Below are 14,630 nucleotides of genomic sequence, written 5' to 3' on the forward strand. Positions count from 1 at the left end.
TCCTAGCTACGAGGCAAAGATTTCCTTGTACTGAAAAGGGCCACAACATGGCTGACGACCTCAATTTCGACGTGGTGATCATCGGCGGCGGGCCGGGCGGTTACAATGCGGCGGTGCGCGCCGGGCAACTGGGCCTGAAGACGGCCATTGTCGAGATGCGCGGCGTGCTGGGCGGCACCTGCCTCAATGTCGGCTGTATGCCGTCCAAGGCTCTGCTGCACGCCTCGGAATTGTTCGATCAGGCGGCCCATGAATTTGCCGGCATCGGCATCGAGGTCAGTGCGCCCAAGCTCAACCTCGTCCAGATGATGAAGGCCAAGCAGGACAGCGTCACCGCCCTGACCAAGGGCGTGGAATTCCTGATGAAGAAGAACAAGGTCAGCTATTTTGTCGGGCGCGGCCAGATTGCCGGTGCAGGCAGGGTAACGGTGACCGGCACTGATGGCGCGACCCAGACCCTGGCCACCAAAAACATCGTCATCGCCACCGGTTCGGAGCCGACGCCTCTGCCGGGTGTCGATGTTGACCAAAAGCAAATCGTCGATTCCACCGGCGCGCTGTCGCTGCCCGCCGTGCCGAAATCGCTGGTCGTGGTCGGGGCCGGTATTATCGGCCTTGAGCTGGGTTCGGTCTGGCGTCGTCTGGGCGCGCAGGTGACCGTGGTGGAATTCCTTGACCGCATCACGCCGGGCATGGATACCGAAATGGCCACCGCCTTCCAGAAGTCGCTGACCAAGCAGGGCATCAGCTTCAAGCTCGGCACCAAGGTGACGTCTGCCAAGACCAGCCCCAAGGGCGTCGATCTGACGCTGGAGCCCTCAGCCGGTGGCGCGCAGGAAAAACTGACCGCCGATGTGGTGCTGGTGGCGATTGGCCGCCGCCCGTTCACCAAGGGGCTGGGCCTCGATACAGTCGGCGTGGCCACCGATGCGCGCGGCTTTATCCCGACCGATCATTTCAAGACCCAAGCACCGGGCGTCTGGGCGATTGGCGATGTCATTCTGGGCCCCATGCTGGCGCACAAGGCCGAAGAGGACGCCGTGGCCTGTATCGAGCTGATCGCTGGCAAGGCCGGTCACGTCGATTACAATCTGGTGCCGTCGGTCGTCTATACCGCGCCGGAAGTGGCCTGGGTGGGCCAGACCGAGGAGCAGGTCAAGGCGTCGGGTGTGGCGTATAAAACCGGCAAATTCCCGTTCACCGCCAATAGCCGCGCCAAAATCAATCACGAAACCGACGGCTTTGTGAAGTTCATCGCCGACGCCAAGACCGACAAGGTGCTGGGCGTGCACATGATGGGCCCGCAGGTCGGCGAAATGATCGCCGAAGCCTGTGTGCTGATGGCCTTCTCCGGCGCTTCGGAAGACCTGGCGCGCATCTGCCACCCGCACCCGACGCGCTCGGAAGCCGTGCGCCAGTCGGCGATGGGCGTCGAAGGCTGGGCGATGCAGATGTAGGAATAGCTCCAGAAGGTTCGCCGGTTTCGACCCGGCGGCCTTTCAGGATGCGCTGGCGAAACCGTGGGCGCGTAACCGTTCGATCAGGGCACGATTGTCGGGCAGATCGCGCGCCGCATAGGCGCCGAAATTCTTCACACGCTCAAAAGCACGCTCGGCAGCCTCGACTTGTGGAAAGCTGGGTCTTTGCGCCTCGATGTCGGTGGGGTAGCCAAGGCCATAAAGAATATACTGGTAGCTGCCGAGCGGAAACGGATCGATCTCGCTGTTAATGTCAAAGCGCGACGGCGGGCGGTGCTTCCACATCTCAAGCAACTCAGCCAGGTGGTCGGGCAGGCTGGCCGGATCGGCATTGTCGCGCCAGAACGGCTCCTCGCGCTGACTCAGGCAATAGTGTAGCTTCAGGAAATTCAGAACGCTCTGGCAGCGTGCGTCCATCAGGGCATTAAACTGGCGCGCGGCGGCATCAATAGGCCCTGAGCGCGGCAGGAAATCGACCAGATAGCTGATGGCGACCTCGATGAGCAGGATGCCGGTCGCCTCCAGCGGCTCGAAAAAACTACCCGACAAGCCGATGGCCACGCAGTTCTTGACCCACGGTGTGGTGCGATAACCGGCTTTGAACCGGATCACGCGCGGTTCCAGATCGCGTGCGGCCGCGCCGATATAGTTTTTGAGAACCTCAACCGCCCGCTCGTCGCTCGAATGCTGCGAAGAATAGACGTAGCCGATGCCGCGCCGGTTGCCGAGGCCGATGTCCCAGGTCCAGCCCGCCTCATGCGCCGTGGATAGGGTGAAGCTGGGTATGGGCGCGTCAGGCGTCGCATAGGGGGCCTGCAAGGCAACGGCGCGATCGGTCAAAAGGTGTCTGCCGACGCTGACAAATGGCGCCTTGAGCGCATCACCGATCAGGCGGGCACGAAACCCCGTGCAATCGACGAAAAAATCAGCCTCCAGCTCACCGTGTTCCGCTGTGGTGACGCTGGCAATCGCGCCATCGGAGTGCAGGCGCACATCTTCGATGCGGCCTTGCAGGTGGCGCACGCCCAGGTCTTTGGCGCGGCGTGTCAGGAGGGCCGCAAAACGCGCGGCGTCGAAATGGTAGGCATAGTTGAGGCGATGACCGTAAGAACCATCGGCCAGGGTTTTGGGGGCGCGGTGCTTATGGGCCGCCGCACACTGAAACGCCACAGCCTCGGCATAGGGCAGGCGCGTCTTCGGGTCCTGCAACAGCCAGTACGGCATGAGCCCCGCCCCCTCAGTGGGATAGGGCGCGTCGAAAGGATGCAGATAATAGCTGTGCTGGCCATCCTTTGGTGTATGCAGCCAGTCGATGAACTTGACGCCCTGCTTGAAGGTGGCGTCAGCCTCGCGCATGAACTCGCTCTCGTCGATGCCCAATGTCTGAAGCGTGATGCGCAGGGTGGGGAAGGTGCCCTCACCCACGCCGATCGTGCCGATGTCGGGGCTTTCAACGAGCGTGATGCGCGGGCACCCCGCCCCATTGCCATAGACCTTGGCCAGATAGGCCGCCGTCAGCCAGCCCGCCGTGCCGCCACCTGCGATCAGAATCTCTTGTAACCGTTTCATGCGGGCGCAACTCGTCTGGATCTATGTCTCAGGCGTAACATGCCGATAATGTGGCGACAAGTTGATGAGGTGGCTCACCCCTTCGGATGGGCCGCCGCGTAGGCTGTGAGCAGTTTTTCGGTATCGACCTGGGTGTATTTCTGCGTGGTCGAAAGAGAGGCATGGCCGAGCAGTTCCTGAATCGAACGCAGATCGGCCCCCGAACCGAGCAGATGGGTGGCGAAGGAATGGCGCAGGGCGTGCGGCGTGGCGCGGTCGGTCAGGCCCAGCCGTGAGCGCAGATGCTGCACCGAGGCCTGCACATGGCGCGGCGATAATGCACCACCGCGTTTGGCGCGAAACAGCCGGTCTTCTGCCTGCAAAGCGAACGGCTGTTTGGCCCGATACATTTCGACCGCCTCGCGCACAGCAGCCAGAACCGGCAGGACGCGCATCTTGTTGCCCTTGCCCGTGATGCGCAGCGTATCGCCCAAAGGCGCGTCCTTCACCCGCAGCGACAGCGCCTCGGAAATGCGCAAACCCAGCCCATAGAGCAACAGATAAACCGCTTCGTCGCGGGCCTTTTCCCAAGGCTCGCGGTCTGAATCCATGCGCGTTTCATTGAGCAGACCACGCGCTTGATCCTCATTGAGCGGTCGCGGCAGGGTGGCTTTCAAACGCGGCCCGCGCATCAGGCTGACCTGTGCATTGGGCCGGTCGTGGTGCAGGTCGAGATAGGTGTGAAACGATTTGATGGCCGACAGATGCTGGGCCAGAGAGCGCGCCGACAAAGGTTTTTCCTTGCCGCGCAAATGGCCCATCCAGCCGCGCAGATCGCCGCCCGACACCATCACCACATCCTCAAGCGTCAGGGCCGCGGACACCGTGCCGCCCAGCCAGGCCAGATAGCCGCGAAAGGCGTGGGCATAGGCTTCGAGGGTGCGCGGGGAATAGCGACGCGCCTTCAGGCTGTCGAGCCAGGCGCGTTCGGCATCCGCCAGATTGAGAGGGGTCACAGACACAAAAAACACCCCTCTGCGCCGGGGCGGCCTCCCTCCCCGTCCTTGCGGACTGGCGGGAGTGGTGAGAGGGCTGTCTCCTTGCCGAACCTTGGGGGGGCGTCGGGAAGGGAGGCCTCATAGGCGCAGAGGGGCATCTTATGATCTCAGATATAGGCCGACTTGTGGGTGATTTTAAGACCAAAGCGTAAGGAAATCTTTATCCTCACGTCAAGTTGACCGGATCAGGCCAAAACAGGCCAGCGCTCGGCCACGCGCTCCACCACGCGCGCCACAAAGGCCACCAGTTCGGCCCCCATATCGGCCGAAAAGCCGTCATAATCACTGGAACCAAAAGCCACCAGTCCTGGCCGGCCTTCGCGCCACAGGGCAATGCGCAGCACAGCGGCGCTCTTGACGCGGCTGACCTCTTTATCGAACAGGACACGGCAGACCCCTTCGGGGCCGAGCAGCGACAGAGCATTTTCGCCGATAATATAATCGACGCCGCCATAATCGAGCGTTTTCCAGCCCAGCGGCACGGGCGCTGTGTCTTCCATGGCGATGACGGCGGCGGTCAGGCCGAAGCGGTGGCGCGCCTCTTCATTGAGCCGGCGCGCCAGATCGGAAGGATTGCGCGCCTCCATCAGGCTCAGCACCAGGCCGTGGGTTTCGCTCTGGGCGTCGAAATTGGCCTTGGCGGTCACTTCGAGCTGACGGCGGACATCCATATCCTTGAGCGCGCGCTGTTCGAGGCGCGACAAGGCCGCCGGGCCAAAATCGATCAGATGACGCTGGCGCGCCTGCAAACCCAGAGCTTCGAGCAGGGCCTTGTCACTTTTCAGGGCGTCGGCGTGCTTCATCAGATGGCGGCGCAGGGCCTGCCAGTCGTCAAGATCGGGATATGTCACGCCGCCTTCTGTGCTCATCGGGCCACCTTAGAATGGCCATTCCGCTCTGTGAAGCGCTTTTGCTGCGCGGTTGTGACAAAGCGCGAAATTTCGTGTTAGAGGCTTGTGGATGAGTCCCGCTCCTGCCTCCATTGCCCGCATCGTTGTTCTGGCGCCGATGAATGAAGCGCTCGATTACCGCGTGCCCGAAGGTATGACGCTTATGGCTGGCGATCATGTCATCGTGCCTCTTGGCCACACGAAGGTGCGCGGCATGGTGATCGGTTTTGCGCCACCCGAAGACGAAGAGCGCCCCAATCTCAAGGCCGTTGAGCAAAGGCTGGACGATCCGCCCGCACCTGAAAATTCGCTGCATTTCTGGCTATGGGCGGCCAACTGGACCCTGACCCCGCCGGGCGTGTTTCTCAATGGCTGTTTGCGCGCGTTGAAAAACCCGCGCCCGCAGGCCAGACAGGGCTATGTGCTGACCGGACAAGCGCCCTCACGCATGAGCAAGGCCCGTCAGGCGGTGATCGATACGGCCCTGATGCCGATGGGTCTTTCCGAACTGGCCCTGGCGGCGGGGGTTTCGACCGCCACGGTTTCCGGGCTGGAAAAGGACGGCGTGCTGCGCAAGATCGACCTGCCGGGCGCGCAAAACCTGCCCCAGCCCGATCCTGATTTCGCCCCGCCGCGCCTCAATGAAAGTCAGGCGGCAGCGCATGAATTGCTGCGCATGGAACAGGCGAAGCACGGCTTTGCGCCGGTGCTGCTCGATGGCGTTACCGGCTCCGGCAAGACCGAGGTCTATCTCGAAAGCGTCGCCGATGTGTTGCGCGATGACCCCGACGCGCAGGTGCTGATCCTGCTGCCGGAAATCGCCCTCACTCAGGCGGTGATGGGGCGATTACAGGCGCGTTTCGGGGTGGAGGTGGCGCAGTGGCACGCCGACATCGCCAATTCGGGCCGCCGCCGCATCTGGGAGGGGGTGGCCGAAGGCCGGGTAAGGCTGGTGGTGGGGGCGCGTTCGGCCCTCTTCCTGCCCTATCGGCGGCTCGGCCTGATCGTCATCGACGAGGAACATGACGGCTCCTACAAGCAGGAAGAAGGCACACGCTATCACGCCCGCGATCTGGCCGTTTTCCGCGCCCGCCTCGATGGGGCGATGGTGATCATGGCCTCGGCCACGCCGTCGCTGGAAACCCTGACCAATGCGCAAACGGGCCGTTATGGCTGGATCCGGCTGGAGCAGCGCCACGGCACGGCGCGCCTGCCCGACATCGGCCTGATCGATATGAAGGCGCACCCGCCGGAGAAGAATCGCTGGCTCAGTGATCCGCTGGTGGCGGAGATTCAGGCCACTTTGCAAAGAGGCGAACAGGTGATGCTGTTCCTCAACCGGCGTGGCTATGCCCCGCTGGTGCTGTGCAAGGCGTGCGGTGAGAAGATGACCTCGCCCAAGACCGATTCCTGGCTGGTTGAGCATCGCGGGTCTTCGGGTTCGAGTGGACGGCTGGTCTGTCACCTGACCGGCTTTTCGATGCGCAAACCCAAGGCCTGCCCGCATTGCGGCGCTGTTGATAGTTTGATGGGCGTCGGGCCGGGGGTGGAGCGGATTCTGGAGGAGGTGACCGAGCGTTTTCCTGAGGCGCGGGCCGAGATTTTCTCGTCCGACACCACGCCCGATCCCGGTACTTCGGCCTCACTGATCCGCCGCATCGAAGACCACGAGATCGATATTGTCATCGCCACCCAGGCCGCCGCCAAAGGGCATAACTTCCCTCATCTGACGCTGGTCGGCATTGTCGATGCCGATCTCGGCCTGAAGGGCGGCGATTTGCGCGCCGCCGAGCGCACCTTCCAGCTTTTGCAGCAGGCGACGGGGCGGGCCGGGCGCAAGCTGAAGCCGGGGCGGGCCATTATCCAGACCTATGCGCCCGAACATCCGGTGATGCAGGCCCTGATGCGACAGGATCGGGACGCTTTTTATGCTTACGAATCCATGTCGCGCGAGATGGCGAAATTCCCGCCCTTCGGACGGCTGGCCGCCTTGATACTTTCCGCGAAAGATCAGGATCTGCTCAATAGGTTTTCGCGCGAACTGGCTTTGTTCATCCCCAATAGCGACGGCATCGAGGTCTATGGCCCCGCTGATGCGCCGCTTGCTTTGGTGCGCGGCCAGTGGCGCAAGCGCTTTTTGGTGCGCGCCGACCGCAACCGCGATGTGCAGGCCTTCGTGACCCACTGGCTGGCGGCGATCAAGCGCCCCAATGCGGTGCGGCTGGTCGTTGACATCGACCCCTACAGCTTCCTGTGATTGACTTAAGTCCTACTTCGCGCATATTTGATCATAAATAGTCAATTTACATCAGGAGACGCGCCAATGGCCGCATCGGATCAGGAACAGTTTGTCAGCATGGCCTCAAGCCATATAGATCTGGCCAACAGCCACCATAAAAGCGCCGATCCCGAACTGGTGGCCGTGGCCTTCAACCATGCCGCCGCGCGCTATTCGGTGTTTGTCGTCTCGCAGGTGGAGGGCGACAATCTGGTGCCCGACCGCGACACCATTATCATGCGCCTGACTGACCAGTACCGCGACATGCTGAACCAGCATTATGACGAATATGCGCGCTTGGCCGGGGCCGGATAGCCCGTTTACGGCACGCTGACCGTCCGGCTATAGCGCTTGCCGTCCGGCGATACCGACCTGAGCGCCACCGGGCCGCTCACCGCCACCGCGCCACGGTAAGTCTGCCAAGGGCCATTATTCACGCGATATTCGATAGCCAGATCACCATAGGCGATATTGGCCTCCAGCACACCGCCCGTAATACGCGCGCCCGGCGGCGGCAAGCGGTAGATGATCCCGGCGCGGTCCAGTTCGGCCAGATGTGGCGTCAGCTTGGCGTTAAAGCTCTGCCAGTCGGCGTCGAGCGCGGCTTGCGACACCTGACCATCGCCATAGCTGTAAGACGTGCCCGGTTTGTAATCAGGCTCCCAGTCCGCCCTGTGCCAGGCGCGTTCGGCCAGAGCCAGGGTACGCGGGAACAGCATGTAATCGGCAATGGCGTTGGAGCGCACGGTTTCGCTCCATAACTGGCCCTGCATACCGGCAATCTTGTGGCCATCGGTCAGCGGCGTGGTGTCGGCGATGGTGGCGGGCTGGTCGAGCCCGTTCTTCATCACCGAGGCATTGGCGGGCAGATTGGCCGGCAGGAAGCTGAACACCTTGTACAGCGAGGTGCCGCGCGACGCCCAGTCATAGCCGCGCTCTTCGGGATCGGGCGCATAGGGCATGTCGAAATAGAGGACTTCCGGCGTTGACATCACCACGTCCCAGCCCTGATTGGCCTGGCGCTGCGCATCGGCCACGCCGCCGGAAAACAGTCCGCCCCACGAATTGGACTGCACGCGCGCGGGCATTTGCGCCGGATCGACCGAGCCCATGCCGTCGCTCCACCCCGCCGGTTCTATGCCCTTTGAAGCCAGAATCTGCGACACCTTGACGATGAAGCGATTGCCCAATTGCTTGAGATCGACGCCTTCCTCCTGCATCAGCGTCTGACAGGCGGGCGAATCCTTCCAGGCACCGGCGGTTTCATCGGTGCCGATATGATAGATGCGCAAAGGCGCGCCCGCCTCTTCGTACATGGCCTTGATGGCGTCGATCACATGGTCGATGAAGTGATAGGTCGAGGGCAGGCAGATATTGAGCGTATTGTCGTCATAGTGTTGCACGCTGTCATAGACGGTGGTGTCGGCCGGATCGATCAGGCGGTATTCGGCGGCGGCCTCAGGCTGACCGGCGGCGATCAGGCGGCGGTAACGCGCCTCCATCGCACGGATAGCGGCGCGCGAATGACCCGGCATGTCGAACGACGGGATCACCTCGATATGACGCGCTTTGGCGTAGCGGAGGATGTCGATATAGTCAGCGCGCGTCAGATAGCCATTGACGCCGCCATCGCTATTGGGCTTTCCAGTTGGCCCTGCGCCCAGTTCCGGCAGCAGGCAATGGTTCTCAGCCATGTCGTTACAACGCTGGCCGCCAATATCGGTCAGTTCGGGCAGGCCGGGAATGACCAGCCGCCAGCCCTCATCGTCACCGAGATGCAGATGCAGTTTGTTCAGCTTGTCGCGGCCCATTTCGTCGATGATTTTCAGAATCTGCGCCTTGCTCTCGAAATTACGCGCCAGATCGAGATGCAGGCCGCGAAAGCCAAAGCGTGGCGCATCCGTTATATCGAGCGGACGCAGGCGATCATGCTCATAGGCGGCCTGCTCACCCAGCGATTCCAGTGCGTAAAAAGCCCCGGCGGAATCCGCAGCGGTAATGGCGATGCGGCCGTTTTGCGCCAGCATATGATAGGATTCGGGCGCGCCCTCACCCGTCACGCTAATGCTGACCGGCAGGCCTTTGGCGCTTTCACGGAAGGGCAGATCGGCCAGGGCGGCGGCAATATCGGCGCGCTCCAGCCCCTTCAGGTTCAGATGGATGCCGCGGCGCAGATCAAGCCGCGCGCCGGGCAGGTGCTTCGCCGCTAATGGCGTCGGCAGGATGATGACATCGGGCGCAGACGCGGCGGCTTCATGGGCGACATTTTCGGCGAAGGCGCGCTGCGGCGTCAGCCAGCGGGTTTCGTCGCCCGCTATAGCGGTTTCCAGCCTGGCCGCGTCGGTCATGGGGGCGACGAAGGGCAGGTTTTCCATATCGGTGGCCGGATCATAGACCGGCTTCGTGGCGGCGATGATGCGCGCCTTCAGGCCATCGGCGGCGATATAGGCATTGGGCATGGCGTGAAAACGCGAATAGAAATGCCCCTCGGCCATCAGTTTCAGCGCATAGGTCTGGCCCGGTTGCAGCACCGCATCCGGCTTCGGCGTCAGGCGGTACAGATCGCCATTGATGTGGGTGAGGTCAAACGGGCCGGTATCGGTGCCCGCCGCGTGGATGGCATTGACCATGCCGAAATAAAGCGACCAGCCGGATGGCGGCAAGGTGGCAGGCAGGGTCAGGTCGATCTCACTGGCGAATTCCGCCGGGCCTGCATGATTATCGAGAATCGTATAGCGATAGCCGAGATGATCAGCAAAGGCATCGAGCGCGGCCTGACCTTGCGCCGGGGCCGCGACGGACGAAGAGGCGGGCATGAGGATCAGCAGAGCCAGACCGGCCAGCTTCGTTGCATTGCCTATGGTGATCATGCGGCCCTCCCGGCTTTATCGTCATGGCAAGGTGGCGCAGGGCCGATGACTTGTCAATCGCCGCGATAATACCTCTATGGAATAAATTTATATCCTATGTAATACCAATTGGCGTCACACATCGACCATACCCGACTCCATGCGATGGCTTTTCCGCGCAATTCGCTTGAAAAGTAAGCCGTCTGTTGGCCCGAAGCCTCGAATAACCGCACTCGCCAAACTTGACGCGACCATACCAATGCCCTAGGGTCAAGCCGGGTGGAAAGCTGTGCGATCCCCCGCTCAACGGATGCCGCCGTCAGAATTCGAGCATTCGCCCTAAAAGCGTTCGCAGGAGAGCGAAGATGTCATTTGTCGATACGGTCGGCGCCCTTGTGGCCGACGATCCGGCACCGCTGTACATGCAGTTGCAGAAGATCCTGCGCGACGCCATTATAAGCCGCCTCATCAATCCCGAAGCCGCCATTCCGGCTGAGCGCGATCTGGCCGAAGAGTTCGGCGTGTCGCGCCTGACCGTGCGCAAGGCCGTGGACGGACTGGTCAGCGAGGGCCTGATCACACGGCGCAGGGGAGCAGGCACCTTCGTGGCGGCGCGCATCGAAAAGAGCTTTTCCAAGCTGTCATCTTTTTCCGAAGATATGATTTCGCGCGGGCGCAAACCCCATTCGGAATGGCTGGCGCGCTCGGCAGGGGCTGTGACGCCGGAAGAATCGCTGTCGCTCGGCCTGTCGCCCGGCAGCCTCGTCTATCGCTTTCAGCGCCTGCGCTATGCCGACGGCCTGACGATGGCGCTCGAATATTCGACCATCCCGGCCTATTGCCTGCCCTCCATCGAAAGCGTGGGTGAGTCACTTTACGGCGCGCTGGAAGCCGCTGGCCATCGCCCGGTGCGCGCCCTGCAACGCCTGCGCGCCATCGCTTTCAGCCATGATCAGGCGCATAGTCTGGGCATCAAACCGGGCGATCCGGGCCTGTTTATCGAGCGGCGCGGCTTTCTGGCCGATGGCCGGGCGGCGGAATTCACCCATTCGTGGTATCGCGGTGATGCCTATGATGTGGTGGCCGAACTGAACCGCGCCTGATCAGAGCCACGCTGGGTTTTTATATACCGCCCCGCCCTTGCCCATATCGCCCTTACCGGCGCGCCCCTATTCTGCCTCTTATCATCATAAGAGGAAACACGCCCATGCTCGGCACCATTCTGCTCGTTGTTCTTATACTGTTGCTGCTTGGCGCCCTGCCGACCTGGCCACACAGCCGTAGCTGGGGCTATGCACCGAGCGGCGGCCTGGGTCTGGTGGTCGTCGTCGTCATCATTCTGGTCTTGCTGGGCCGGATTTAGACATCGGGAAAATCGCGGGGGCGCGCCTGAGCGCCCCCTTTTTTCATGTCCGTCAGGCGGCTAAGGTATCCGCCGGAGCGGTTGAGCGGATCAGGTAATCGAAGGCCGACAAAGCCGCTTTCGAGCCTTCGCCCATCGCGATGACGATCTGCTTATAGGGCACAGTAGTGGCGTCGCCCGCCGCGAAAATACCCGGCACGGACGTTTCGCCGCGCGCATCAACCTCGATCTCGCCGTGCTTCGACAAGGCAACCGCCCCGCCTTTCAGCCATTCGGTATTGGGCACCAGACCGATCTGGACGAAGATGCCTTCCAGTTCGATGTCGTGCAGCGTGTCATGCAGACGGTTTTTATAGGTCAGGCGCGTCACCTTATCGCCATCGCCCTGCACTTCGGTCGTCTGGGCTTCGGTCAGCACGGTCACGTTCGGCAGGCTATAGAGCTTGCGTTGCAAAACCGCGTCGGCGCGCAGTTCCGGAGCAAATTCCAGCAGGGTGACGTGAGACACGATACCGGCCAGATCAATGGCCGCCTCGACGCCGGAATTGCCGCCGCCCACCACCGCTACGCGCTTGCCCTTATACAGAGGGCCATCGCAGTGCGGACAATAGGCCACGCCCTTATTGCGGTATTCGGCCTCACCCGGCACACCCATCTGACGCCAGCGCGCCCCGGTGGACAGGATGACGGTACGCGCCTTGACCGATGCGCCGTTTTCCAGCTTCACCTCGGCCAGGCCGCCCGGAACCGCCGCCGGGATCAGGGCCGTGGCCCGTTGCAGGTTCATGACATCGACCTCATAGTCGCGCACATGCTGCTCCAGCGCCGTGACCAGCTTGGGGCCTTCGGTGTGCGACACCGAGATGAAGTTTTCGATCGCCATCGTATCGAGCACCTGCCCGCCAAAACGTTCGGTCAGCACGCCCGTGCGGATGCCTTTGCGCGCCGCATAGATGGCCGCCGCCGCGCCGGCAGGGCCGCCGCCGACGATCAGCACATCGAAGTCCGACTTGGCGCTGATCTTCTCGGCCTCACGCTTTTGCGCGCCGGTGTCGATCTTCGCCAAAATTTCTTCCAGCCCCATGCGGCCCTGCGCAAAGGGCTGGCCATTGAGGAGGACGGTCGGCACGGCCATGACCTTGCGGTCTTCGACCTCCTGCTGAAACAGGGCGCCGTCGATAGCCACATGGCTGATCTTCGGATTGAGCACGCTCATCAGGTTCAGCGCCTGCACCACATCGGGGCAGTTCTGGCACGACAGCGAGAAATAGGTCTCAAAGCGCAGCTCGCCCTCGATCTCCAGCGTCTTGACCTGTTCGATCACATCGGCTTCAACGCGCGGCGGATGGCCGCCCACCTGAAGCAGGGCCAGCACCAGCGAGGTGAATTCGTGGCCCATCGGCAGGCCGGCAAAGGTGATGGACGCATCCGTACCGGGGCGGGTAATGTCAAACGACGGCACGCGCGCGCCACCTTGCGACACATTGAGGCTGACCTTATCGGAGGCCGCGACAATGTCTTCGAGCAGGTCGAGCAGTTCGCGCGATTTCGCCCCCTGATCGACATGGGCGATCAGTTCGATGGGCACGCGCAGGTTCTCAAGATAGGCTTTCAGTTGGGCCTTCATGCCGGAGTCAAGCATGTTCGTACTCCTTCAAATTTAAGGAAATCATTGTCCATATTCAGGCTCCGCGAAGCCCGGATAAGGAGAATGTGAAAAGCGCCCGAAGGGCCGCCCCAAGGGGCGCTTTTCTCACCGTCAAAGGGGGTTCGTGGGGGAAAGATCGTTTCCCCCACGCCTTAATTAGATCTTGCCGACCAGATCAAGCGAAGGCGCCAAAGTCTTTTCGCCTTCTTCCCACTTGGCCGGGCACACTTCGCCGGGGTGCGAGGCCACATATTGCGCAGCCTTGACCTTACGCAGCAGTTCGGCGGCGTTGCGGCCAATGCCCTCGGCGGTGATTTCCATGAACTGGATCACGCCGTCGGGATCGACGAGGAAGGTGCCACGGTCGGCCAGACCGATACCTTCGCGCATGACCTCGAAATTGTTGGTCACGACGCCGGACGGATCGCCGAGCATGGCATAGTTGATCTTGCCGATGGCGGGCGAGGAATCGTGCCAGGCCTTGTGCGAGAAATGGGTGTCGGTCGAGACGGAGTAGATTTCGACGCCCATCTTCTGGAAGGTGTCATAGTGATCGGCAAGGTCTTCCAGCTCGGTGGGGCAGACAAAGGTGAAATCGGCCGGATAGAAGAAGAAGATCGACCACTTGCCCTTCAGATCGGCTTCGCTGACATCGAAAAACTTGCCCTTTTGATAAGCGGTGGCCTTGAACGGTTTGATGGTGGTATTGATGAGGGCCATAGACATTTCCTTATGGGATCGGGGTGGGTGGGGTGGTTGACAGATGGGAAACTAGAGTCGCTTGCGCAACAAGTAAAATCTATTTTATTTTATTTGTCGATAAAATATTTTTATTCTGAGTGGCCGAAATCGACTTGGTTGCTGGAATAGACAGGGGCGCCAGGCTGGCCTCGGCGCGCAAAACGGCCGATATGGCATTGACCACCGAGGCAATGCGCAGAGCAGTCTGAATCTGGATGAGACTGACCTCATGTTCACGCAGCACCTTTTCGTGGCTGTCAAGGCACAGGCCGCAGCCATTGACCGCTGACACGGCCAGCGACCACAGTTCGAAATCGATCTTGCTGACGCCGGGATTGCGCAGGATATTCATGCGCAGCTTCGATGGCAGGCCTTCATAGGCCTTGTTGTGCAGCAGATGCAGCGAACGGTAATAGACATTGTTCATGCCCATGATCGCCGCCGCCGCCCGCGCCGCGATCACCGCTTCGGGTGACAAGAGCGTGGCCGCCTGGGCTTCGAGATGATGCACGACGGGCATAACCCCGATGGCATGGGCCGTGGCTAAAAATGTGCCCCATTTCTGCTGATCGTCGAGCGTCGTCTCAGCGGCCAGAACGGTCAGATTCTGGGCCAGATCGGCGGCATAGGGCGGGATCAGAGCGCACAGGGTATCGAGCGACATTGTGTCAGATCATCCTTGGGCATAGGGAAAAGGCCGATTTTACACGCGGCCAGTCAGACTGTTTAAGTGTGGCACGTCTAAAAATCCAATTAAATGTTTTTGGCATTTTTATA

12 protein-coding genes are annotated in these 14,630 nt (G+C 61.5%); 5 read left to right on the top strand and 7 right to left on the bottom strand.

The features are described from left to right. Positions 1-47: 47 nt before the first annotated feature. Positions 48-1,457: a dihydrolipoyl dehydrogenase gene (gene lpdA, locus QB905_RS09515; RefSeq protein ID WP_282974689.1), complete on the top strand. Its 1,410-nt coding sequence runs from the start codon at positions 48-50 to the stop codon at positions 1,455-1,457. 42 nt (positions 1,458-1,499) lie between these two features. On the opposite strand, the gene QB905_RS09520 is transcribed toward lpdA, so the two are convergent. The 3 genes from QB905_RS09520 to QB905_RS09530 all read right to left on the bottom strand — a co-directional run bounded on the left by QB905_RS09520 (position 1,500) and on the right by QB905_RS09530 (position 4,953). Further along, complete coding sequence (locus QB905_RS09520; protein WP_282974690.1) at positions 1,500-3,047, bottom strand: tryptophan halogenase family protein; 1,548 nt, start codon at positions 3,045-3,047, stop codon at positions 1,500-1,502. A 74-nt stretch (positions 3,048-3,121) separates the two neighbouring features. Then, positions 3,122-4,048 (bottom strand): tyrosine recombinase XerC, encoded by a 927-nt coding sequence (locus QB905_RS09525; RefSeq protein WP_461781780.1) that lies wholly within the window; start codon positions 4,046-4,048, stop codon positions 3,122-3,124. A gap of 221 nt (positions 4,049-4,269) precedes the next feature. Then, positions 4,270-4,953 carry a DUF484 family protein gene (locus QB905_RS09530; protein ID WP_282974692.1) on the bottom strand — a complete coding sequence of 228 codons (684 nt, stop codon included), beginning with the start codon at positions 4,951-4,953 and terminating at the stop codon, positions 4,270-4,272. A gap of 91 nt (positions 4,954-5,044) precedes the next feature. Here QB905_RS09530 and QB905_RS09535 point away from each other — a divergent pair, with 91 nt between their 5' ends. Both QB905_RS09535 and QB905_RS09540 read left to right on the top strand, forming a co-directional pair. Next, entirely contained in the window at positions 5,045-7,231 is a 2,187-nt protein-coding gene (locus QB905_RS09535; protein WP_282974693.1) for a primosomal protein N', read from the top strand. Positions 7,232-7,297: 66 nt separating this feature from the next. Next, on the top strand, positions 7,298-7,567 hold the full coding sequence (locus QB905_RS09540; RefSeq protein WP_282974695.1) for a DUF3144 domain-containing protein: 270 nt from the start codon (positions 7,298-7,300) through the stop codon (positions 7,565-7,567). A 5-nt stretch (positions 7,568-7,572) separates the two neighbouring features. Here the strand turns inward: QB905_RS09540 and QB905_RS09545 are convergent, their stop codons facing one another. Further along, the gene (locus QB905_RS09545; protein ID WP_282974696.1) at positions 7,573-10,122 is read right to left on the bottom strand and encodes a family 20 glycosylhydrolase; all 2,550 of its coding nucleotides are present in this window, start codon (positions 10,120-10,122) and stop codon (positions 7,573-7,575) included. A gap of 344 nt (positions 10,123-10,466) precedes the next feature. On the opposite strand from QB905_RS09545, the gene QB905_RS09550 reads away from it, so the two are divergent. Continuing rightward, the gene (locus tag QB905_RS09550; RefSeq protein WP_282974697.1) at positions 10,467-11,204 is read left to right on the top strand and encodes a GntR family transcriptional regulator; all 738 of its coding nucleotides are present in this window, start codon (positions 10,467-10,469) and stop codon (positions 11,202-11,204) included. Between the two features lie 104 nt (positions 11,205-11,308). Further along, entirely contained in the window at positions 11,309-11,464 is a 156-nt protein-coding gene (locus tag QB905_RS09555) for a DUF3309 family protein (protein ID WP_282974699.1), read from the top strand. Positions 11,465-11,516: 52 nt separating this feature from the next. Here the strand turns inward: QB905_RS09555 and ahpF are convergent, their stop codons facing one another. The 3 genes from ahpF to QB905_RS09570 all read right to left on the bottom strand — a co-directional run bounded on the left by ahpF (position 11,517) and on the right by QB905_RS09570 (position 14,517). Further along, entirely contained in the window at positions 11,517-13,106 is a 1,590-nt protein-coding gene (ahpF, locus tag QB905_RS09560) for an alkyl hydroperoxide reductase subunit F (RefSeq protein WP_282974700.1), read from the bottom strand. Between the two features lie 162 nt (positions 13,107-13,268). Continuing rightward, a complete protein-coding gene (gene ahpC / locus QB905_RS09565; protein ID WP_282974701.1) occupies positions 13,269-13,832 on the bottom strand; it encodes an alkyl hydroperoxide reductase subunit C in 564 nt (187 codons plus the stop codon). A 79-nt stretch (positions 13,833-13,911) separates the two neighbouring features. Continuing rightward, positions 13,912-14,517: a carboxymuconolactone decarboxylase family protein gene (locus QB905_RS09570; RefSeq protein WP_282974702.1), complete on the bottom strand. Its 606-nt coding sequence runs from the start codon at positions 14,515-14,517 to the stop codon at positions 13,912-13,914. Positions 14,518-14,630: the final 113 nt, after the last annotated feature.

The organism is Asticcacaulis sp. EMRT-3 (assembly GCF_030027245.1).
Classification (GTDB): domain Bacteria; phylum Pseudomonadota; class Alphaproteobacteria; order Caulobacterales; family Caulobacteraceae; genus Asticcacaulis.